This window comes from Pontibacter akesuensis (assembly GCF_001611675.1).
GTDB classification, from domain to species: domain Bacteria; phylum Bacteroidota; class Bacteroidia; order Cytophagales; family Hymenobacteraceae; genus Pontibacter; species Pontibacter akesuensis.
The window spans coordinates 958,575-981,401 of sequence record NZ_CP014766.1 but is presented as its reverse complement, the minus strand read 5'-3'; the positions used below and the strand labels follow the sequence as shown (position 1 = coordinate 981,401).

Here is a 22,827-nt window from a genome sequence, read left to right as displayed (position 1 = left end):
CAATGATATAAATAGAAGCGGATGCTTGTACTTGTTGTCGCTGACAACGCGCCTACTTTGTCTTGGCGGCCGCTTTCAACACAGCCTCGTACGCTGGTTTAGGCTGGTAGGCGCGGTCGAACAGCATTGGGTAACTCGTGCGCCCCTGTATTGGCCAGTTGTTTAGCCAGGAGTCATTATCCGTCACGCCCCAGAAGGTAACGCGGTCAATCTTGTCGCTGTGCTTTTTGAACAAGTCGAACAGCTCCACATAGCGTTGGGTCAGTTGCTGCTGCACCGAGTCCGGCAATCCTTCCGTGTAAACGTTATACTTCTGGTCAAACTCAAATGTAGCGTCAATGTCGGCACCCTGACGGTTGCTCGGATTTGGCAGCACGTCAATGTCTACCTCAGTAAAGGATACCTTTACCCCAAGTGCAGCGAATGCCTCAATGCTGGCCTCAATATCTTCCAATGAAGGCGCATGAAGGCCATAGTGTCCCTGCATCCCGATGCCAGCCACCTTGATTCCCTTCTCCTGCAGGTTGCGTACCAGACGCACCGCACCGTCGCGCTTGGCTGGTTTCCAGAGGTTATAGTCGTTGTAGTACAGCTCCATCTCCGGGTCGGCCTGGTGGGCAAACTCAAACGCCTTTTGCAGGTACTCCTCCCCAATAATTTTCAGCCACGGCGACTGGCGCAGCGTGCCGTCATCGTTCAGGGCCTCGTTCACCACGTCCCAGCTGTCGATCTTGCCCTTGTAGCGGCCTGCCACTGTGCTGATGTGGTCCTGCATGCGCTTGAGCAACTCCTCTTTGCTTACCGGCTTTCCCTGTGCATCCTCAAATACCCATTTCGGCGTCTGGTTGTGCCACACCAGGGTATGGCCCACTGTAAACAGGTCGTGCTGCTCACCTAAAGCCACATAATTATCGGCAGGCTCAAAGTTGTATTCGTTTGGCCTCGGGTGCACCGACTCCCACTTGAGCAGGTTCTCCGGGCTGATGGTATTAAACTGCTCCTGTATGATGTTGAGTGCTTTTGCGTCGTTGCCGCTAACCTGCCTGCCGTTTAGGGCAGCGCCCACGTAAAAATCACCTTCAAATGCCTCTTTCAAAGAAACGGGTGCTTTCGTAGCGGTTTGTGCCGCTTTTTCTCCTTCAGTCGTGGTTTTATTTGTATCGGTGCAGGAGGTAGCGAGCAGCGCAGCCACCAGGCCGGGAGCAAAAAGGGCTTTGTATCGGTTCATCATTCAAGTTTATATCAGGTGTATAAAGTGCTTCCGCAGCCGTGCAGCTGCTTGTTCTTGTATTGCAATTGGTAGCTGAAGTAGGAGCAGTCAAGCCATCTGTACCTCAAGTATGTTTTTTCTAAAACCCAACAGAGTTCCCGCCATCCACCGGAAGCACGGTACCGGTTACATACTTGGCGCCTTCGGTGGCGTAGTAGTAAACCGCCTCAGCCACATCAGCCGGTGTGCCCAATTTACCCATTGGTGTTCTGGAAAGTACTTTGTTCTTGCGCTCGGGATCGTTGTTCAGGGCCTTCGCCGACATGTCCGTGGCGATAAAACCGGGAGCCACGCAGTTCACGCGGATACCCTCCGGCGATAATTCAACAGCCATGGCACGAGTCATGCCCTCAATAGCCGATTTGGATGCGGTATAGGCAATCACTTTCGGAATGCCGTACTGCGAGGCCATGGAGCTGATATTGATAATGCTGCCCCGGTTACGTGGCAACATGTCTTTCACCACTTCGCGGCTCAGCGCAAACACGGCGGTCACATTGGTAAGTATAATGCGCTGGAAATCCTCGTCTGTTACCTCCTCGAAAGGCTTTTTCATGTTGATGCCAGCGTTGTTCACCAGGATGTCAACCTGCCCGAACTCTTCCACAATCTCATGCACCAAGCCTGGTATCTGGGCCAGGTCGGACAGATCGCATACTTTGTAGGTGCAAAGCTCGCCAAACTGCTCCTTTGCCGCCTGTAGCTTCTCCTCGTTTCTTCCGACAATGATGGTGCGAATATGCTGCTGCACAAATTTTTCAGCAATGGCATAGCCCAACCCTGAAGCGCCACCTGTTACAATGGCTACTTTTGTCGCTGCGTTAGAATCTGAATTCATGTTGTTTGTATAGGTAAAATTAAATGCCAGGGACAAATTTGGGGTCCAGGCTCATGTAGTAATCCAACGTATGGGCAGGCTTTTCCAGGTCTGCAGGGATAGGTCGCTTCGAGAACGTCTGGAAGTACAGCAGGCACGCGTCGCGCCACCATTCTGCTTCCTGCTCCTGTACGGCCAAAAGCTGTTTCACGTGCTGGAAGCGCTCCTCATCCACCTTGCCTTGCAGGCTGTCCCATGTTTTTTGCATCTGGCGCACCGAATCCACGCCGGCGCTGTACCTGTAGGCCAGTTCGTTCCAAAGGGTTCTGCCCGAGTTAACCTTGTAGTCCCACGGCACATGGTGGAACCACAGCAGGTACTTCTCCGGCACTTTTTTGATGTTTCCGTACGTCTTGGCAACGGGAGGGAAGTACTGGCTCACGGCGTTGCTGCCTGATTTGGTGCGGTCAAAACCAATGCCTTTCTCATCGGCTTTATGATAATAAACAGAAGTCCAGTCAGCGCGGTGCTTGTCCTTTATCCAGGGGCCGGGGCCGTAGTGGTGCGACCAGCCCATGATGTGGTGCAGGCCGAGCGGGGTCATGTAGTTCACCACCGCCTCATGCGAGGTCAGCATCATATCCTTTACCGGTGCCACAAACTTGTTGTCATTGGTGAAGGTCATCTTCACCCACTCCTCCGCAATCTCCTCGGATGAAAGGGCATGGTTCCAGGCCAGGCGCCCAAAGGCGTACCAGTTCGACTGCCCAAACAAGTGGCCGGTCCAGTTGCGGTCGTTGCCAATGTTGGCCACACCGGCTATACCTGTCTGTTGGTAGTTATGAAGTGTGCCGTCTACAACCTTGGCCACAGTAGAGCCTTTGCCCTCGGCATAGGTGTCTGCTTCCAGCGTCTCCTTATACATTGGGGAGAGGTAGGCGAGCGTGGTGCCCTGGCCCAGGTACTCCTGCGTGATCTGGAATTCCATCATGAGCGGCGTCTTCGGCATCGCTCCGAACAGCGGGTGAAACGGCTCACGCGGCTGGAAATCGATGGCACCGTTCTTAACCTGCACCAACACATTGTCGCGGAACTTCCCATCCAACGGTTTAAACTCATTGTAGGCCTGCTTGGCGCGGTCGTCGGGCTCATCTTCGCTGTACACGAAGGCACGCCACATCACAATGCCGCCTTTTCCGGCTACGGCATCTGCCAGCATGTTGGCACCATCCGCATGGTTTCTGCCGTAGTTCTGCGGCCCCGGCTGGCCCTCTGAGTTGGCTTTCACCAGGAAGCCGCCAAAATCCGGAATATGAGAGTAGATCTCGTCTGATTTTTTATTCCACCACGCCTGCACCTGCGGGTCCAGCGGATCGGCAGTTTTCAAGCCGCCAATCTCAATTGGGGCGCTGAAACGGGCAGTCAGGTATACTTTCAGGCCATAAGGGCGGAAAGCATCGGCAAGTGCGGCTACCTTCTTAAGATAGTCCTCTGTTAATACCAGCGCATTGGCATTCACATTGGTTAGTACAGTGCCGTTGATGCCGATAGAAGCGTTGGCACGGGCGTAGTCGATGTAGCGCTGGTCGATATAACCGGGTAGGCGGTGCCAGTCCCAAAGCGAAAAGCCCGCGTAGCCACGCTCCACGGTTCTGTCCAGGTTATCCCAGTGGTTCAGCACGCGGTGCTTGATTTTAGGTGCACTTGCAACAGAGAGATTGCTGATATCCTGGTGCGTTTGCAGCAGCCGAAGAAAATGGAAACTGCCGTATAGCACCCCGATGTCGGTATTTGCCGCGATAACAGTCTGCTTTTTACCGTTCTGGTTTGCCGTCAGCAGCAGGTACCCTTCGTCTCCTACCGTTTTTAGTTTCGCATCCAGGTTCAGGGCCTTGATAAGCGCAGAGCTTGCCGGCGTACCGGCAACAAGTATGTTTTGCTGGTTTGCCTGCTTCGAGGCAGGCACGGGTTTGCCCAACAGCCCTTGCAGGCCCATCTGCAGCTCCTTCTGCACTGCCGTCAGGGTAGGAGAGCTGCCCTGCACGACCAATTCATTTACGGTTTGTCGGTATGCCTGCAGTTTGGTAGCATCCTGCACCTGGTCATACTGCAGCCAGAGCTTGTACCCGTCTTCTGCCCTGAGGCTGCCGCTAAAGAGAGTGCTTAAAAACAGGAGTGCTAGAAGACAGACTGACTTTTGATTCATGCTGTTATGCTTAGGTTATAGAATACGGAGTTTCTTGGTTGGCGTGGTGACAGTGGCCAATTAGGATGCCTCTCCTTTTCTGGTTGATGATGCCCGCACGACCAGTTCTGACCTGAGGGTAATCGTGTTGGTAATGGCTACATCGGAGGCCCCGTCAAGGTAATTGATGAGGCTGCGAACCGCCATTTCGCCCATTTCCTCGCCAGGGTAGTTAATGCTTGTCAGGTTTGGCTCCACAATGCGGGTAATCGGGTCGTTGTTGAATCCAACAATGGCCACGTCGTTCGGAATGGAGATGCCGGCCTGGCTAAGTGTCTTGAGGCAGCTAACTGCACAGGTGTCGTTTGAGACAAAGATGCCGTCAGGCATCGGGTCCATCTGCAGGATTTGCTGGGCTGCTGAAATACCGGCCTCCACACTTAAATTCGTAGAAATCACGCAGGCATCGCTGAAAGAAATGTTATTATCCATCAGCGCATATTTAAAACCCTTAAGGCGCTCCTGGTATAGATTCACTTTCAGGCTACCGCTAATGTGTACTAAGTTGCGACAGCCTTGCTCAATCAGGTGTGCGGTGGCCTTGTAGGCAGCCTGAATGTTGTCTATCACAATGCTGGTACATTTCTTATGCTCGGGCACCCTGTCATAGAACAGCAGTGGAATCCCGCGGCTGAAGAATGGCTCAAAGTGATCCACGTTCTCCGTGTCGTAGGCAATGGAAACAAGCAGGCCATCCACCCGGTTATCGAACATGGTTTTGGCGTTGGCAATCTCCTTCTGCACTGTCTCCAGCGATTGGCTGATGATCAGGTTATAGCCGGCCTCGTTTGCCACCCTCTCCATGCCCGCCAGCACCGACGACTGAAAATTACTGTTGAGCATAGGCACAATTACGCCGATGGTGTTGGTGCGCTGCTTACGCAGGCTGCTGGCAAAGGTGTTGGAGCGATAGCCCATCAGCGTAGCGGCTTCATAAATGCGCTGCCTGGTTTTTTTGTTTACGGCGGGGTGATCGTTCAGGCCTCTACTCACAGTGGTAGGGGAGATAGATAATTCCTTCGCTATATCGTAAATGGTTGTTTCCTTATCCATCTCTAAAGATAAATTTTCCCATCGAATAAAAATTACTGCAACCGATTGCAGCTTTGTGTTGTATTTAACACACTCTTTGTCGTTCTAAAATTACTAGAGTGAGCGCTTAGTTACCACAAATTATAGTAATTTATTTCAAAATACTGTATTTCTCTCTGAAAACTAGCATTTTTTAGGCTTTGAGCCACGAGCTACGGGTGATAAATTTATGTTTATTGGCTTTATGCATGAATCTTTTGTCTTGTAATGCGTATTCAAGAAAAAAAAGTTTCTGCAATCGGTTGCAAAAGTTTAAAATTTATTTGAAGTTTACATCCTAGTGAGGAAGTACTCACTCCTGATTTCGGGTTTCCAGGCAGTGCTGACCTGCGGGATTCAAGGTCAAAGGGTTGAGTCAAAGAAGATTAAAGGTAGGCGGTAGCCCGCTCTTGCATGGAGGGCAGGCCGTTGAGCAGGGAAGCGCAGGGCTACCGAAAAAAGCTACAACTTGTCTTGCATGCCGTGGCTGAGGTGTGATTGAGCCGAATGCAACGGATTGCAAGGCAAGTATAAACTTAGTTGTGCCAGTGGCAATGCTGGCGGGAACAAACTCTAAAGATTCTACTGAACCAGTGAAGCTGCGGCTGCACCGGGCGATAAACAGCTTCTAAAGCAACTCAACTAAAAATCATACCTCTTATGAAACATTATTATACGCAGAGTTCTGAACCGAAGACCAGGTGGGCGACTGTGCCCGGGGTCTTCAAGTTGGCGCTTATGCTGCTCACTTGTGTAGCGGTTAACTTTCAGGCGTTGGCGCAGTCTGCCCCCTTCACGGTGACAGGGCGTGTGACAGATGCCGAGGCGGGCATAGGCTTGCCTGGTGTAACTGTGCTCCTGAAAGGCACGCAAACTGCTGCGCCTACGGATGCAAACGGTACCTATACTATCAATCTTCCTAATGGAAACGGAACCTTGGTGTTCTCTTACATCGGCTATGAGTCGCAGGAGGTGCCTGTTAATGGGCGTAACACAATTAACGTGCAGTTGGGAACAGATGCAAAGGCCCTGGAAGAGGTAGTAGTGGTGGGCTATGGTACGCAGCGTGCAGAAGCTGTGACAGGCTCTGTTGCTTCCATTAGTTCAGAAGAAATTACGCAGGTGCCTTCAGGTAACATTACGCAGGCCTTGCAAGGGCGCTTGCCTGGAGTGGAGTTTGCACAGTCATCCTCGCAGCCGGGGGCTTCCATGCAAATCCGAATCCGCGGTACGCGCTCCATTTCTGGTGGAAACGACCCACTGGTGGTGTTGGATGGAATTCCTTTTCCTGGTGCTATTTCTGACATCAACCCGAACGACATCAAAAGCATTGATATCCTGAAGGACGCCTCGGCAACGGCCATTTATGGCTCACGTGGCGCCAACGGAGTTGTATTGATATCAACCAAAACAGGAAAAGCAGGCCAGAAGCCACAAGTAACCTACAATGGTTTTCATGGTGTGAAAGAAGTTTTCGCCAGATATGATATGATGAGCGGACCTGAACTTTTTGCGCTGCGCCAGGCAGCCGGGCAGTTTAACGGACAGCTGGGAGTGGATGAGGCCGAGGGCGTAGATACGGATTGGCAAGACCTGCTGTACAAAACCGGTATGACAACAAGCCATGATGTAGGCGTTTCGGGTGGCACTGAGCAGGGTCGCTACAACTTCAGCGTGGGCTACTTTGAGGATGAAGGCGTGATTCCTACGCAGCAGTATACGCGTTACTCCATGCGCGGTAGCATTGACCAGGGAATAGGTAAGCGTTTCCGCATGGGCTTTACCACCTATAACAACTATAACCTTACGGAGGGTAATAATGTGGGCTTATACAATATCTTAAGCTTGTCTCCTCTTGCTAACCCCTACAATGAGGATGGTAGTTTGAAGAGAACTGTACGGATGCCCCTGGATGAAACATGGGTATACACCAGAGATATGTTAGAAGAAGGTGGTTTAGATGATCTGTGGCTTAGCCAGACGAGAGCGTTTGCCACCTACAACACCATCTATGGTGAAGTGCAGATTCCGGGAGTGGAGGGTTTGAAGTACCGTGCCAACCTTGGTCTGAATTTCCGCCAGAGCCAGGGAGGCGCCTTCACGGCGGCAGGTATAAACGCTGTTGATCCTAACACGCTCTCCACTGCTTCTGTTAGTAACGCACAAACAACCAACTGGACCCTTGAAAACCTGCTTACATACGACCGCACTTTTGCAGGGAAGCATAACGTGAACCTGGTAGGACTGTACTCCTCCTCGCAGGAGCAGTACGACAGATCACGCATTGCGGGAAGAGACATTCCTTCCAATGCCTTCCAGTTCTACAACATAGGCCAGGCCGCCGAGGAAATCACTGTTAATCCTGGCGATCAGCAGTATTACCAGTGGGGCTTGTTGTCGTGGATGGGCCGTGCCATGTACTCTTATGACGACCGCTATATGATTAGCGCTACCGTGCGCTCTGATGGTTCCTCAAGACTTGCTCCGGGATATAAATGGAATACCTATCCTGCCGTGTCAGTTGGATGGAACATCGCCAGAGAATCATTTATGGAGAATGTTGGCCTGATAGACATGTTGAAGCTGCGTGCTGGCTACGGACAAACTTCCAACCAGGCGATTTCTCCTTACTCCACGCTCGGACTTCTAAGCACCAGACCTTACAACTTTGGTCCTGATAATTATGCCACCGGTTACTACGTGACTCAGCTACCTAACCCGGCATTGGGATGGGAATATTCGAACACCTGGAACTACGGAATTGATTTCGCCATTCTGAACAACCGCCTGTCTGGTACGGTAGAGTACTATGTTACAAACACCGATGATATCCTGCTAAGCCTTGGTCTGCCTCCTACTTCGGGCGTGGACAGCTACACAGCAAACATCGGAGCAACACAGAATAAAGGACTCGAGCTTTCGCTTAATGGCGTAATTCTGGAAGACCTGAACGGCTGGACATGGGAAGCCGGTGTTAATATCTATGGCAACCGCAACGAGATCGTATCACTTGCCTCCGGTGCAAGCGAGGACAGAGGCAACTGGTTGTTTGTAGGTCAGCCCATCAATGTTATCTACGACTATGAGAGAGTAGGTCTTTGGCAAGCGGAGGATCCGTACCGGGATATCCTGGAGCCGGGCGGAAACCCAGGTATGATCAAAGTGCGCTACACCGGCGATTACAATGCTGATGGTACGCCTGTAAGACAGATTGGGCCAGACGACAGACAGGTTATGAACGCGAACCCTGACTTCCAGGGAGGCTTCAACACCCGCGTAGGGTACAAAGGGTTTGACCTGACGGCTGTAGCAGCCTTCCAGAGCGGTGGAATACTTAACAGTACGCTTTATGGAGCGCAGGGCTACCTTAACTTGTTAAGCGGACGCCGTGGAAACGTGGATGTGGATTACTGGACACCGGAGAACACGGACGCCAAATATCCAAATCCGGCAGGCATAAGAAGTGGTGACAACCCTAAATATGCCAGCACACTGGGCTACTTTGATGCTTCGTACCTAAAAATACGCACTGTTACCCTAGGCTATAACTTCTCGAGCAGTAACTGGCTGGAAAAAGTTGGCATCAACAACCTGCGCGTTTATGCTACAGCGCAGAACCCATTTGTGTTGTTCTCCCCTTACCACAGAGAGTCAGGTATGGACCCTGAAACCAACTCCTACGCTGACCAAAACGTGGCGGTAACTACTGGTACTCCGAGCCGCCTGCTGACGATTGGCACGAACGCCCCTTCAACGCGGAACTACCTGATTGGTCTTAACGTGACATTTTAATTAAAGACAAAGATGAAATTCATAAAAAATAAAGCTTTCATAGGAACAGCCATCATGATGGCACTGTCCCTGTCTTCCTGCGAGGACATTCTGGAAGAACAGCCACGCAGCATTTACGAGCCCAGCTTTTTCAAAACCGAGACAGGTGTTTACGGAGGGGTGACATCCATGTATGCGCACCTGCGCTACATATACGGCCAGGCCTACTACTATAACGCCACCGAGACCGGTACCGATGAGGCTACCTACGCGCAGAGTGCGGACCAGAACTTCAAGGTGATGGATATTTCAGGCCAGGGAGAGATTACTTCCACTGATAGCCGTGCCGATGTGTTGTGGGGAGCCGCGTTCTCTAACATCAATACTGCCAGCGGCGTTATTGAAAATGCATCCGAACTGGGAACTGTACCGGCCGCGGTAATTGCCGAGGCAAGGTTCTTCCGCGCATTCGATTACTTCCAGCTGGTGCAAACGTTCGGTGGTGTGCCGCTGGACCTGGGTGCGGGGGAGTTGAAGTTTAACAATAACCCTGTAAGGTACTCTGTGCGCAATACTGTGCCGGAGGTGTATACAAAGGCTATTTTCCCGGATCTGCGGCAAGCGGTAGAAGAGTTGCCGGCAAACCCGCGCCTTACCGGCGGCGCAACACAAACGCTTGCGCGCCTCTTTCTGGCAAAAGCATACCTGACCTATGGCTGGTGGCTGCTAAACCCGGATAACATTCCTACCTATCCGGAGACATCCAGAACTGATCCTGACGGGCATAATGCGCAGTGGTACTTTCAGCAGGCATACGATGTGGCCATTAACGGCATCCAGAATCCAGGGCCTTTCGGCCTGATGCCAACCTACTATGATGTACACGTGGGCACTAACGACCGTAACCCGGAAATACTGCTTTATGCGGACCACACCGAGACTAGCGAGTTCTATAACGGAGCCAGCCTTACCTGGAGTAATGGTGGTGCCCCCGAGAACTTTGCCGTGTGGATGATGACCTGGAACTACACCAACATCCGAAGCGCACTGGACCCGAACTGGACAAATAAAGTAAGCTCTGTTCAACGTGCCGCAGAACAACACCTGGGGCGTCCGTGGACACGTATGGCTCCGACCATTGGCGTAATCACCAACACCTTTGCCGACAAAACAAATGACTCCCGCTACGACGGTACTTTTGCCACAGTTTACCGGGGCAACTGGCCGAAAGGTGGTGTGAATGCACCAGTTGTTTATAACGCAAACAATCTGCCGGTTAATCCAGGTGAGCCAATCCTGACTTTCCTGGATGAGCAACCAGCAACACCTATAAACTACCCTACTGGAGCAGGTAAAAACAACATTGGTGCAGGAGAACTACCCGGAAGATCTGACTTCGTGATAGGGCCCCGTGATATCAGCAGGATCGTGTATCCAGGCCTTTGGAAGATGGGTACCTACCGCACCGATAACGGCGACGGACTGGGACAGCCAAACGCCGCCAGCACCCGTCCTTTCAACATTGCCAAGTTCTCGGAGCTATACTTTGTAGCAGCCGAAGCAGCCGTGATGGGAGCCAATACACAGGCTGGCTACAGCGCCAGAGAGTTGATTAATGTGATTCGTGCACGTGCCGGTAAGTGGCGCTACGACAACAACGGAAACTCTGTTAAAGTGGAAGATCACAGCGCCGAGATGGTTGCTGCCACGCCGGCAACAATAGATATCAACTATATTCTGGCAGAACGCTCGCGTGAGTACTACGGTGAAGGTTACCGCTGGTTTGACCTGACCCGCACCCAAATGTGGGAAGAACTCGCCGGCACCTACCAGATTGCCGGTAACAACTACGGGGACCATACGCCGCAAACGATAACGCGCAATATCCAGCCCTACCATTACCTGCGCCCTATTCCACAAATCCAGTTGGATAGGATGGATATGACCCCTGCTGAAAAAGCAGCTTACCAAAACCCAGGATACAATTAACCGGTAGCATCCTGTTCAAAATTGACACACTACTCCAATGGAGGTGATAAAGAAAGTTTATTAGTGATTCAGTAAGCATAGAGGTAAAGAGGCTTCCCTTTGGGATTCCTTTTTACCTATGCGTTTTTAGTGGCGGTGGCAAGTATAACCGCCCCTCCTTCAACAAACATAACTTATACCTGAACTGCCGACATTGTGATACTTCCCGTGTTGGCAGTTTAGTTTTAACATTGATCAAAGAACCCCTTATATGGCATTGATACAAAGCTGGAGATGGTATGGACCCAACGATCCTGTTTCGCTGCAGGATGTGAAACAGGCAGGCGCAACGGGCATTGTAAGCGCCCTGCACCACATACCGCACGGAGCCGTGTGGCCGCTGGAGGAAATACAGGAGCGAAAGAATATCATTGAATCCGCCGGACTGAAGTGGGTGGTGGTGGAGAGCGTTCCGGTACACGAAGCGATAAAGACCCGCAGCGCTGATTGCGAAGTATACCTGGAGAATTACCGCCAGACCCTGCGCAACCTGGCTGCCTGCGGCATCGGTACCGTTTGCTATAACTTTATGCCCGTGCTCGACTGGACGCGCACCAACCTGGCGCTTGAGCTTTGGAATGGTGCTAAAGCCCTATACTTCGACTGGGCTGACCTGGCGGTTTTCGACATGTTCATTTTGAAAAGAGCAGGTGCTGAGCAGGATTATGCAGAATCGGTGGTGCAGCAGGCAAAGGAGCGATTCTCTTCTATGTCGCAGCAGCAGTTGGATGAACTAAGCGAAATTATCCGAATGGGGGTCCCGATGGAGGGATTCATTACGCTGGAGCACTTAACGGAGAGCATTGCCATCTATAAGAACATTGGCCACGAAGGTTTACGCGAGAACCTGGCCTATTTCCTGGAGTCCATCATGGATGTGTGCGAGGAGACGGGCATCAACATGACGATCCACCCGGACGATCCGCCTTACGCCATACTTGGTTTGCCCCGCATTGCCAGTTCCAAAGAGGATTTGCTTTACATCATCAACAGAGTCGATCGCCCGGCAAGCGGCATTTGCTTCTGCACCGGCTCGCTGGGCGCAGGCCGGCACAACGACCCTGTTGACATCCTCAGGGCGGTAGGACATCGTGTATACTTTGCGCACCTGCGCAATGTGCAAAAGGATGAAGAAGGTAACTTCTACGAGTCTGACCACCTGGCTGGCGATGTGGATATGTATGGCGTGATGAAAGAGCTGGTTGCCATCAACCAGAAACGCGAGCAGCCGATTCCTTTCCGCCCTGACCACGGCCACCAGATGCTCGACGACCTGCACAAAGAGACAAACCCGGGTTACTCGGCTATTGGAAGGCTGCGCGGGCTGGCTGAATTGCGCGGATTGGAAATGGGGATTGAGCGGTCAATTTAGAAGATTATTTACATGAACAAAGACATACGAGCAGAGGCAGCGGCAAGCAAGTTCTTGTTTCCGAAGCAGGTGAAAAGCTTTTTGAAAGAGGATTTTCTGCTGCAAACGGACACGGCGCGCCAGTTATACCATAACTACGCCAAGAACCTTCCCATCATCGATTACCACTGCCACCTATCGCCGGAGGTAATTGCCCGGAACGAGAACTTCCGCAACATGACGGACATCTGGCTGGCCGGCGACCATTATAAATGGCGCGCGCTCCGCACGCTTGGCGTGGAGGAGAAGTATATTACGGGCGATGCCAGCGACGAGGAGAAGTTTGTAAAGTGGGCCGAGGCGGTTCCCTATACCTTACGAAACCCGCTCTACCACTGGGCGCACATGGAGCTGAAGAATCCTTTTGGCTTTAACAAGTTGCTTTCCGGTGAGAACGCGCTGGAAGTATACGATGCATGTAACGAACTGCTACGGGAGCCACAGTACACACCGCAAGGTTTGCTGAAGCACTTTAAAGTGGAAATGGTGGGCACCACCGATGACCCGGTGGATAATCTGGCGTACCATCAGCAAGTTGCCGCCTCCTCCTTGCAAACGAAGGTGCTGCCTTCTTTCCGGCCTGATAAATCACTGAACCTGATCGGAGGGGGGAGCTTTAGAAACTACATGCAACAGCTTTCCGAAGCCAGCGGCGTGCAGATTACAAGTATAGATACCCTGTTGGAGGCGCTGGAGCAGCGGGTAAACTACTTCCACACAAACGGGTGCCGTATTGCCGACCACGGTTTGTCGAGTCTTCCTGTGGCAAAAGCCACTTCGGGTAAGCTGGAGAAGGTGTTTGCAGCCGTGCTTGCCGGAGATGATACCGAAGCGGCTCCGCACCAGGATGAGTTTTGCTATTTTATACTTAAAGAACTGTGTAAGATGTACCATCAAAGAGGATGGGTGCAGCAGTTCCATTTGGGTGCCCTGCGCAACACCAACGCGCGCATGCTGCAGGTAAATGGCCCCGATACGGGTTACGACTCCATCGGCGATCAGTCACAAGCCGCTACAATGGCCGCTTTCTTCAATGCGCTGGAGACGGAGGGACAGCTAGCCAAGACCATCATCTACAACCTGAACCCGGCAGACAACGCCGCTTTCGCCACTATGGTAGGCAACTTCCAGCAAAGCGGCATCAAAGGCAAAATGCAATTTGGCTCGGCCTGGTGGTTCCTGGATCAGTTAGAGGGGATGACAGCGCAGATAAATGCCCTCTCCAGTATGGGGTTGATCAGCTGCTTTATCGGCATGCTCACCGACTCACGCAGCTTTCTGTCCTACTCGCGCCACGAGTATTTTAGAAGATTAATCTGCAATATTTTTGGCAATGACGTGGAGCAGGGCCTGCTGCCGGCGGATATTCCGTGGTTAGGCAAAATGGTGCAGGACATCTGTTACTACAACGCTAAAAACTACTTCCCGGCATAACCTATCACCTGAACCTAACCTTACCATGAGCGCTCCCCTTACCACTGAACCAGCCACAGAAAGAGTAAAGATCGGTTCCTATCGCTGGACCATCTGCTTCCTCCTGTTCACGGCCACCACCATCAACTACCTCGACAGGCAGGTGGTCGGCATCCTGAAGCCCGTATTGGAAGAACAGTTCAGCTGGACGGAGAGTGACTATGCCGCCATCGTAACGGCTTTCACGGCTTCCTACGCGCTGGGCATGGTGGTATTCGGGCGGATTATCGACAAGATCGGGACAAAAATGGGCTATTCCCTTTCCATCGTGGTATGGAGCCTGGCCGCCATGGGGCACGCGATCGCCCGGACAACTTTCGGGTTCGGAGTGGCCAGGGCAGCGCTGGGTGTGGGCGAGTCAGGTAACTTTCCGGCTGCCATCAAAGCCGTGGCCGAGTGGTTTCCGAAAAAGGAGCGGGCGCTGGCGACAGGACTTTTTAACAGTGGCGCCAACGTGGGAGCCATCGCCGCCCCGTTACTGGTGCCCTGGATTGTGGTAAACTATGGCTGGGAAGAGGCTTTTATCATAACAGGAGCCGTCGGCTTTATCTGGTTAATTTTCTGGCTCATTTTTTATGAGATTCCCTCAAAGCAGAAGCGCCTGGGCAAGGGAGAGTTCGACTACATCCACAGCGACCATGACGAAGCTCCTGCCGAGGATAACGAAAAGCCGCTGAAATGGGGAAAGCTCCTCTTTATCCGCCAGACGTGGGTGTTTATTGTGGGGAAGTTCTTTACCGATCCGATCTGGTACTTCTTCCTGTTCTGGCTGCCTTCTTACTTCAGTTCCACTTTTGAGCTTAACCTTAGCAGTTTGGGCTTGCCGCTGGCCATCGTGTACACAGCCACTACGGTGGGAAGTATAGGCGGGGGATACCTGTCGTCTTACCTTATCCGAAAAGGAATGCCTGTTGTAAGAGCACGCAAAACAGCCATGCTTATCATCGCGCTGCTGGTGGTGCCGATCATGCTGGCCCGTTATACTTCCAACATGTGGGTTGCCGTTGGCCTAATCAGTCTGGCCGCCGCCGCGCACCAGGCCTGGAGTGCGAATATCTTCACCACGGTGTCTGATATGTTTCCGAAGCGTGCCGTGAGCTCTGTGGTAGGCATCGGTGGCATGGCAGGCTCAATAGGAGGGGCCTTGTTCCCGCTGTTTATTGGCGCTGTCCTCGACTACTACATCAACCTTGGCAACCTTGGCGCCGGCTACAACATTATCTTCACCGTCTGCGCATTTGCATACCTGCTGGCCTGGGTACTGATGCACTTCCTCACACCGCGTGAGAAGCTGGTGCAGCTGTAGTGCCTCGAATTTTTATAAACGAAGCGGCCTTTGGCTGCTGTAAATTACCGGAAATGAAAATGATACGCTTCCCTTATACTTCGCCCCAGGACAAGCCTCATCAGAGGCACAAGCTAATTCTGACTGCGCTGGCCGTGTTCATAATTTCGTTGGTGCAACCAGCCCTGGCAGCCGTTAACGATTCCACTTACATCTCCACCTTTAAAACAAACGGCAGCTTTCCTCTTTCGGTAGCCGGTAAGTCTGCTCCTTTGTTTCTGAGCACGGGAGCGGATGAAGGCGTGATCAGGGCGGCAAAAGACCTGCAGGCGGATTTGAAGCGGGTAACCAATGTGCAGCCAAACCTGACGGTGGATAAGAAAGCGCCGAAGGCGAAGCAGGTGGTGCTGATTGGTACGCTTGGCCAAAGCCCCATAATCGATAAGCTGGTTAAAAACAAGAAGCTGGATGTGTCAGGCATTTCCGGTAAATGGGAAACGTACCTGGTGCAGGTGGTCGACAAGCCGATGCGCGGCGTGGACCAGGCCCTGGTAATTGCCGGCAGCGACATGCGCGGCACTATTTTCGGCATTTATGATGTGTCGGCAGAAATCGGCGTGTCGCCGTGGTATTACTGGGCGGATGTGCCGGTAAAGCAGCAGCAGAACCTGTATGTTAAGGCGGGGCGCCATACCGACGGCGAGCCGAAGGTTAAGTACAGGGGCATCTTCATCAACGACGAGGCACCAGCGTTGGCGGGCTGGGCTACCGAGAAATTTGGCGGCTTTAACTCTAAGTTCTACGCCCACGTGTTCGAGCTGATCCTTCGCCTGAAAGGCAACTACCTCTGGCCAGCCATGTGGGGCAGGTCTATTTATGATGATGATCCGAAAAGCCCGGAACTGGCAGATATGTACGGTGTGGTGATTGGCACCTCGCACCACGAGCCGCTATCGCGGGCACACGTGGAGTGGGAACGCTATGGTAAAGGCCCCTGGAACTACCAGACGAACAAAGAGAACCTGCAGGATTTCTGGCGCAAGGGCATTGAGCGCATGGGCGACAACGAAAGCATCGTAACCATAGGCATGCGCGGCGATGGCGATGAGCCGATGAGCGAAGGCAGCAATATTGCCCTGTTGGAGAAAATTGTGGAAGATCAGCGCAAGATCATTTCAGAAGTAACCGGTAAGCCAGCCTCTGAAACACCGCAGATATGGGCGCTCTACAAAGAGGTGCAGGACTACTACGACAAAGGAATGCGCGTGCCGGACGATGTAACGCTGCTTTTAGCTGACGACAACTGGGGGAACATCCGCAAGTTGCCGAAAGTGGGAGAGAAGCAGCATGCTGGCGGCTACGGCGTTTACTACCACTTCGACTACGTGGGCGGACCGCGCAACTACAAATGGATCAACACCAACCCGCTGCCGCGCATTTGGGAGCAGATGCACCTGGCCTACAAGCACGACGCCACCCGGATCTGGATCGTGAACGTAGGCGACATCAAGCCAATGGAATTCCCCACTTCCTTTTTCCTGGACTATGCCTGGAACCCGGAGAAATGGCCTGCAGAGCGCTTGGATGAGTACACGAAGCAATGGGCAGCGCAGCAGTTCCCGGAGCAGTATGCTGAAGAGATCGCCGAACTGCTCGCCAAGTATGGCAAGTATAACTCCCGACGCAAGCCGGAGCTTTTATCACCGGAAACCTACAGCCTGACTAACTACCGCGAATTTGAAACCGTGGTAGCTGATTACATGGCGCTGACAGAGAAAGCCGAGCAACTCTACAAAGCGATTCCGGCTGAGTATAAAGACGCGTACTTCCAGTTGGTGCTGCACCCGGTAAAAGCCAGCGCTAATCTAAACGCACTGTACTTAACGGTAGCCAAGAACCGCCTCTACGCCAGGCAGGGCCGCGCCGCCACAAACGATATGGCGAAAAGGGCAGAGGCGCTTTTCGCCTTAGACCAGGAACTCTCCAGAATCTACAACGAGGATATTGCTGATGGCAAATGGAGCCATATGATGGACCAGACGCACATCAGCTATACATACTGGCAACAGCCTGAGAAAGACGTGCTGCCCGAAGTAAAGGAGATTAAACTGCCTGCAGGTGCTGAAATGGGTGTTGCAATAGAGGGTGACACTGCCTGGTGGCCTGCCGCAAAAGGCGAAGCCGTTTTGCCGGAATTAACTCCCTTCGGACAGCAAGCGTACTACATCGAAGTGTTTAACCGCGGACAGGCGCCGTTCAGGTATTCCGTGAAAACGGGAGCCGATTGGCTGAAGGTAAGCCAGCAGCAGGGAACAGTGCAGGACCAGCAGCGCATCTTGGTTAGCGCCGACTGGAAGCAGGCACCGAAAGGAGTACAGCGTGTGCCCATCACCATCACTGGCCCGAACGGAAAGCGCGTGGTGGTGCAGGCGGTGGTGAACAACCCGGCTTCGCTGCAGGCTGAAAATGTAAAGGGCTTCGTGGAAAGCAACGGCTATGTAGCGATGGAGGCGGCGAATTATTCCCGTGCCGTAGGTGCTGAAGGCGTGGAATGGAAAGTTATAGCCGACCTGGGCCGCACAGGTTCAGCCGTGTCGCCTTTTCCGGTAACGGCAGCAAGCAAGCAGCCAGGCAAGAATAGCCCGCATTTGGAGTATGATCTGTATTTGCTCAACAGCGGTGAAGTTAATGTAGAAGTATACGCCTCGCCGACGCTAAACTACAACGCTTCGGAAGGACTGCGCTATGCCATTGCCATTGACGATGCCGCACCGCAAATCATCAACATCCACAAAGACAGCAAGGGCAATAACTCCTGGGACAAGTGGGTGGCTGATAACATCAACATAACCGAGTCGAAGCACCAGGTAAGCAAACCAGGGCAGCATGTGCTGAAAATATGGATGGTAGACCCGGGAGTAGTACTGCAAAAGATAGTAGTGGAGACAGAAGGAGGAAAACCCAGTTACCTGGGCCCGCCAGAAAGTACAAAAGCCACGGCAGGCACAGCAGTAAAATAAGTTTATAATGGTGAGAATGTCACCACTCCGAAAACTCCAAAAGAAACGACACAACTATGGCAAAGTATAAAAGCCTTCTCAAACGAGCCTGTGTGGCTACCGCCCTGGCACTAAGCTCGCTGGCAACTCAGGCACAGGATACGTTTGTGAATCCTATCCTTCCGGGTTTTTACCCGGACCCAAGTATAACCCGTGTAGGCAGCGATTATTATCTGATCACTTCCACGTTCTCCTACTACCCTGGTGTGCCTATTTTCCACAGCACCGACTTGGTAAACTGGAAGCAAATCGGAAACATACTAAACCGACCGGAGCAGTTAGACACGGAAGGGCTCGGCGTCTCGCGCGGGATTTTTGCTCCAACTATTGAGCACCACGACGGCACTTTTTACATGGTAACCACGCTGATTGACAATGGCGGTAATTTCGTGGTGACGGCCAAAAATCCGGCAGGGCCATGGTCAGACCCGGTGTGGCTGCCGGAGGCTAGTGGCATCGATCCTTCCTTGTTCTTCGACGAAAGTGGCAAAGCCTACATTATTTACAACAGCGAAGCGCCAGATAACAAACCCCAGTATGACGGCCACCGCACCATCCGCATGCAGGAATTTGATTATAAAAACCTGAAAACCGTGGGGGAGCCTAAAATACTGGTGAATGGTGGCGTAGATATTTCTAAAAAGCCTGTCTGGATTGAAGGGCCGCACATTTACAAGCATAACGGCTACTACTATCTGATGGCGGCTGAAGGCGGAACAAGCGTTAACCACTCGGAGGTAATTCTGCGCAGTGAAAAGGTAGATGGGCCATACATTCCGGACGAGAATAATCCCATACTTACACAGCGCCACCTGCCAAACGACCGTCCGAACCCTGTATCGGCCACGGGCCACGCCGACCTGGTGCAGACGCAGAACGGCGACTGGTGGGCTATTTTCCTGGCAACCCGTCCTTACGATACAGAAGACCACTACAACATTGGCCGCGAAACCTTTTTGGCTCCGGTTACTTGGAAAGATGGCTGGCCTATCATCAACGCGGGAAACGACCTGGTGCAATACAGCTACACGCGCCCGAATCTGCCGGAAAACAAGGGAAGTGATTTTCCGCTGAACGGCAACTTTACCTACCGGGAGGACTTTGAGGAAAGTGAGTTGCCTATGTATTGGATAATGCTGCGTACCCCACAGTCTGACTGGTACAGCCTGAGCCAGCCCAAAGGCAGCCTGACCCTGGAGGTGCGCCCGGAGGAACTTACCGGGAAAGGCAACCCCTCCTTTGTTGCCAGGAGACAGCAGCACCTGAAGGGGAGTGCCAGCACCAAAATGCAGTTTCAACCCACCGCCGAGAATGAGTTTGCGGGAATTGCGGCCTTTCAGGGAGAGAAGAACCATTACGCTCTTGGCAAGACACGCTCCAGGGGCAAGCAGGTGGTGCAGTTAAGGAAAGCCGATAATACGGTGCTTGCTGAAGCTCCGCTAAGCAAAAAGGAAGGCAAAAATCCGCTGCAGCTCAGAATTGCGTTCGACGGCAGCAAGTACAGTTTCTACTATGCCACCAAGGAAGGAAGCTGGAAACTACTGCAGGACAACGTGGACGGCACCTACCTGAGCACCCGCAAGGCGGGCGGTTTCGTTGGAACAACCCTGGGGGTGTTTGCCACCTCGCAAGGCAAGCCCTCCACAGCAAAAGCTACCTTCAACTGGTTTGACTATGCTGGCAACGATGCCATTTATAACAGCGCACCAGCCTCCATAAAGTAGATTTAATCAGTAAATTAGTTTCAAAGATTCATCACTATAAATCAGAACATGATAATGAAAACCCCTCTTAAACAAACAGCATTTACCCTGCTGGTTGCATCTCTGCTGGCAGGTGGTTGCCAAAGCTCCAATTCGGAAGTGGAAACCGATAATACGGAAGCGACAGCGGAGCAGACTTCTCAGATATCAGAGCCCTTGGTAACAGAGATTTTTACGGCCGACCCGTCCGCACACGTGTTTAACGGCAAGATCTATGTGTACCCGTCGCACGACATTGATGCGAAGGTTCCTGAGAAAGATGACGGCTCACATTTCGCCATGACGGATTACCGCGTGCTGTCGATGGATAGTGTGGGAGGAGAGGTAACTCTGCACGATGTGGCATTGGATATTAAGGATGTGCCTTGGGCCGGAAGACAGATGTGGGCACCTGATGCCGCAGAAAAAGACGGTAAATATTATTTGTTCTTCCCGGCTAAAGATAAGCAGGACATCTTCCGCATTGGTGTAGCCACCAGCGATTCCCCAACAGGGCCTTTTAAGGCGCAGCCTGAGCCGATCACGGGCAGCTACAGCATTGACCCTGCCGTGTTTAAAGACGATAACGGGGATTATTACATGTACTTCGGCGGTATCTGGGGTGGCCAGCTGCAGCGCTGGAGCAGCGGGAAGTATAAGGCGACGGATGAATATCCGGCAGATGACCAGCCAGCATTAATGCCGAAGGTAGCGAAGCTGAGCGGAGACTTAATGAGCTTTGATGGTGGCGTAAAGGATGTGCAGATTCTGGACAAGGACGGAAAGCCATTGCTGACAGGCGACAACGACAGACGCTTTTTTGAGGCTGCCTGGGTGCACAAGTATAACGGCAAGTACTACTTCTCTTACTCTACCGGCGACACGCACAACATTGCCTATGCCACCGGAGACAGCCCGATGGGACCCTTCACTTACCAGGGCGTAATCCTGAAGCCTGTACTTGGCTGGACCAACCATCACTCCATTGTAGAGCATAACGGCAAATGGTACCTGTTCTTCCACGACAGTTCGCTATCAGGCGGTAAAACCCACCTGCGAAGCGTGAAAGTGACGGAACTGAAGCACAACCCGGATGGCTCTATTGAAACCATCGATGCAATGGTAACGCCTGAAGAGCAGAAGAAAAGTTAACTTTTACCTGCTTGCCTGATGGCTTGCCAGGCAAAAAGAATAAATTAGGTGAATAGCACATTCTTTCACATCCCGGGCAGGTTCTGTCCGGGATGTCTTCTTTTAAAGATAGGCTAAGCTTAAAGAGGGAGGTATACTTTGGGGCAGTGATTGAAGCAAAAGCTCTCTAGCGGCACCACTTATTCCCCACTCCCAAACATGCCTAGAGGGAGCTGAAAATGGTCATGCCACAGCCACAACACGAGGAGGCCGCCAGCTATTACGATACCGAAGAGTAGGGCAACCTTTCCGAAAACAGAGCGGCTTCCAAGTACACCTGCCAGCCCCGCTTTGAAAGCCAGGTTAGAAAGCGCTGCAACCAGGATAACGCGCCAGCCGCTGCTATGTGTCAGATCACCGGTGGTCATCAGGCGGGAAGTGGACAGCGTAATGGCATCTACATCCGTTAAGCCTGAGATAACAGCCACAATGTACAGGCCACTGCTGCCCAGCTGGTCCCGCGCAAAGGCCGTGGCAAGTATAACCATGGCGTAAATTGCCCCGAAAACAAAGGCCGTCTTCAGCTGCGCCGGGTTGCCCTGCTCGGGCATCTGGCTTTCACCGTCGTCTTTAAAGAAGTATAGGCCACCTCCTAAAACCAGCATCAGCAGCAACACGGCAGCCAGGGGCGGCGCCACAGTAGCAAGCGTTTCCGGAGCCACCACGGCCACCTCAGTAATTATGCGAATAAACGAGACAGCCGAGGCGATGAAGATTACGATCGCCGCAAGGGTGCTACCGGTGTGGGAGGATTTCGTGCGGCGGGCGTAGCTCACGGTAGTGGCTGTACTTGAAATAAGGCCACCCAGCACACCTCCTAGCAGCGTCCCGGCTTTCTGCCCCAGTACTTTGTAGGCAAAGTACCCGAGCAGGCCTATACCCGTGATCAGCACCACCATGAGCCAGATGTTGTGCGGGTTTAAGACGCCGTAAGGTCCGTAGGTTTCGTTTGGAAGTATAGGAAGGATGACCAGCGAGATGACCGCCAGCTGCATGATGCCCTTCAGGTCTTTGCTCCCTATTTTGGAGACGATGCGGTGCAGGTACTCCTTCAGGTGCAGGAGAACGGCCACTAAAACGCCCACAGCCACTGCCACGGTACTGCTGCCGGGCACCAGGTAGGCACCTACTGCAAACATCAGCAGGGCGGCAGCCTCTGTGGTCAGGCCAACGTCAAACGGCGGCTGCCTGAGCTTCATGAGGTTGGCCACAACCACCAATCCGGCCAGGCTCACCAGGCCCATGGCAATAATCCATCCGCCAAAGTTCTGGGCCAGCAACGCGCAGATGGTGCCGAACATGGTGATGATCGGGAACGTGCGTATGCCCGCCAGTTCTGACTGGTCGTGCTGCCGCTGCAGCCCAACCAGCAGGCCAAGGCCCAGGGAAATACCTAAAATCTGGAAAAGCGCTAGCTCCATAGGGTAAACCAAGTGGTACTAAGATAGCCTTAAAAAAGAAAAA

At 52.5% G+C, this 22,827-nt stretch carries 13 protein-coding genes; 8 read left to right on the top strand and 5 right to left on the bottom strand.

Annotated elements, in window-relative coordinates:
- Nucleotides 1–52: 52 nt before the first annotated feature.
- From A0W33_RS04025 to A0W33_RS04010, 4 genes are all read right to left on the bottom strand, one after another.
- A complete protein-coding gene (locus A0W33_RS04025; protein ID WP_068836976.1) occupies nt 53–1,231 on the bottom strand; it encodes an endo-1,4-beta-xylanase in 1,179 nt (392 codons plus the stop codon).
- A gap of 118 nt (nt 1,232–1,349) precedes the next feature.
- Complete coding sequence (locus A0W33_RS04020) at nt 1,350–2,108, bottom strand: SDR family NAD(P)-dependent oxidoreductase (protein WP_068836975.1); 759 nt, start codon at nt 2,106–2,108, stop codon at nt 1,350–1,352.
- Between the two features lie 19 nt (nt 2,109–2,127).
- Nucleotides 2,128–4,293, bottom strand: a complete 2,166-nt coding sequence (locus A0W33_RS04015) for an alpha-glucuronidase family glycosyl hydrolase (protein WP_068836974.1) — start codon at nt 4,291–4,293, stop codon at nt 2,128–2,130.
- A 60-nt stretch (nt 4,294–4,353) separates the two neighbouring features.
- Nucleotides 4,354–5,385 (bottom strand): LacI family DNA-binding transcriptional regulator, encoded by a 1,032-nt coding sequence (locus tag A0W33_RS04010; RefSeq protein ID WP_068836973.1) that lies wholly within the window; start codon nt 5,383–5,385, stop codon nt 4,354–4,356.
- Between the two features lie 678 nt (nt 5,386–6,063).
- Between A0W33_RS04010 and A0W33_RS04005 the strand changes: the two genes are divergently transcribed.
- The 8 genes from A0W33_RS04005 (at nt 6,064) to A0W33_RS03970 (ending at nt 21,324) form a co-directional block, all read left to right on the top strand.
- Nucleotides 6,064–9,195 carry a SusC/RagA family TonB-linked outer membrane protein gene (locus A0W33_RS04005; protein ID WP_068836972.1) on the top strand — a complete coding sequence of 1,044 codons (3,132 nt, stop codon included), beginning with the start codon at nt 6,064–6,066 and terminating at the stop codon, nt 9,193–9,195.
- A gap of 12 nt (nt 9,196–9,207) precedes the next feature.
- Entirely contained in the window at nt 9,208–11,163 is a 1,956-nt protein-coding gene (locus A0W33_RS04000) for a RagB/SusD family nutrient uptake outer membrane protein (RefSeq protein WP_068836971.1), read from the top strand.
- A 250-nt stretch (nt 11,164–11,413) separates the two neighbouring features.
- Nucleotides 11,414–12,574 (top strand): mannonate dehydratase, encoded by a 1,161-nt coding sequence (uxuA, locus tag A0W33_RS03995; protein WP_068836970.1) that lies wholly within the window; start codon nt 11,414–11,416, stop codon nt 12,572–12,574.
- A 12-nt stretch (nt 12,575–12,586) separates the two neighbouring features.
- A complete protein-coding gene (gene uxaC, locus A0W33_RS03990; protein ID WP_068836969.1) occupies nt 12,587–14,047 on the top strand; it encodes a glucuronate isomerase in 1,461 nt (486 codons plus the stop codon).
- Nucleotides 14,048–14,072: 25 nt separating this feature from the next.
- Nucleotides 14,073–15,392, top strand: coding sequence for an MFS transporter (locus A0W33_RS03985; RefSeq protein WP_068836968.1), 1,320 nt, complete (start codon nt 14,073–14,075; stop codon nt 15,390–15,392).
- 53 nt (nt 15,393–15,445) lie between these two features.
- Nucleotides 15,446–18,391 (top strand): glycosyl hydrolase 115 family protein, encoded by a 2,946-nt coding sequence (locus A0W33_RS03980; RefSeq protein WP_229802252.1) that lies wholly within the window; start codon nt 15,446–15,448, stop codon nt 18,389–18,391.
- A 56-nt stretch (nt 18,392–18,447) separates the two neighbouring features.
- On the top strand, nt 18,448–20,154 hold the full coding sequence (locus A0W33_RS03975; RefSeq protein ID WP_172798087.1) for a glycoside hydrolase family 43 protein: 1,707 nt from the start codon (nt 18,448–18,450) through the stop codon (nt 20,152–20,154).
- A 48-nt stretch (nt 20,155–20,202) separates the two neighbouring features.
- Nucleotides 20,203–21,324, top strand: coding sequence for a glycoside hydrolase family 43 protein (locus tag A0W33_RS03970; protein WP_068836967.1), 1,122 nt, complete (start codon nt 20,203–20,205; stop codon nt 21,322–21,324).
- A gap of 179 nt (nt 21,325–21,503) precedes the next feature.
- On the opposite strand, the gene A0W33_RS03965 is transcribed toward A0W33_RS03970, so the two are convergent.
- A complete protein-coding gene (locus tag A0W33_RS03965; protein ID WP_068836966.1) occupies nt 21,504–22,784 on the bottom strand; it encodes an MgtC/SapB family protein in 1,281 nt (426 codons plus the stop codon).
- Between the last annotated feature and the right edge of the window lie 43 nt (nt 22,785–22,827).

Bases quoted from the DNA above. Each gene is read 5' to 3' on its own strand.
- A0W33_RS03985 (WP_068836968.1), top strand. From the start codon at position 14,073: ATGAGCGCTCCCCTTACCACTGAACCAGCCACAGAAAGAGTAAAGATC.
- A0W33_RS03975 (WP_172798087.1), top strand. From the start codon at position 18,448: ATGGCAAAGTATAAAAGCCTTCTCAAACGAGCCTGTGTGGCTACCGCC.
- uxaC (WP_068836969.1), top strand. From the start codon at position 12,587: ATGAACAAAGACATACGAGCAGAGGCAGCGGCAAGCAAGTTCTTGTTT.
- A0W33_RS04025 (WP_068836976.1), bottom strand. From the start codon at position 1,231: ATGATGAACCGATACAAAGCCCTTTTTGCTCCCGGCCTGGTGGCTGCG.
- A0W33_RS03965 (WP_068836966.1), bottom strand. From the start codon at position 22,784: ATGGAGCTAGCGCTTTTCCAGATTTTAGGTATTTCCCTGGGCCTTGGC.
- uxuA (WP_068836970.1), top strand. From the start codon at position 11,414: ATGGCATTGATACAAAGCTGGAGATGGTATGGACCCAACGATCCTGTT.
- A0W33_RS04010 (WP_068836973.1), bottom strand. From the start codon at position 5,385: ATGGATAAGGAAACAACCATTTACGATATAGCGAAGGAATTATCTATC.
- A0W33_RS04020 (WP_068836975.1), bottom strand. From the start codon at position 2,108: ATGAATTCAGATTCTAACGCAGCGACAAAAGTAGCCATTGTAACAGGT.
- A0W33_RS04005 (WP_068836972.1), top strand. From the start codon at position 6,064: ATGAAACATTATTATACGCAGAGTTCTGAACCGAAGACCAGGTGGGCG.
- A0W33_RS04000 (WP_068836971.1), top strand. From the start codon at position 9,208: ATGAAATTCATAAAAAATAAAGCTTTCATAGGAACAGCCATCATGATG.
- A0W33_RS03980 (WP_229802252.1), top strand. From the start codon at position 15,446: ATGAAAATGATACGCTTCCCTTATACTTCGCCCCAGGACAAGCCTCAT.
- A0W33_RS03970 (WP_068836967.1), top strand. From the start codon at position 20,203: ATGATAATGAAAACCCCTCTTAAACAAACAGCATTTACCCTGCTGGTT.
- A0W33_RS04015 (WP_068836974.1), bottom strand. From the start codon at position 4,293: ATGAATCAAAAGTCAGTCTGTCTTCTAGCACTCCTGTTTTTAAGCACT.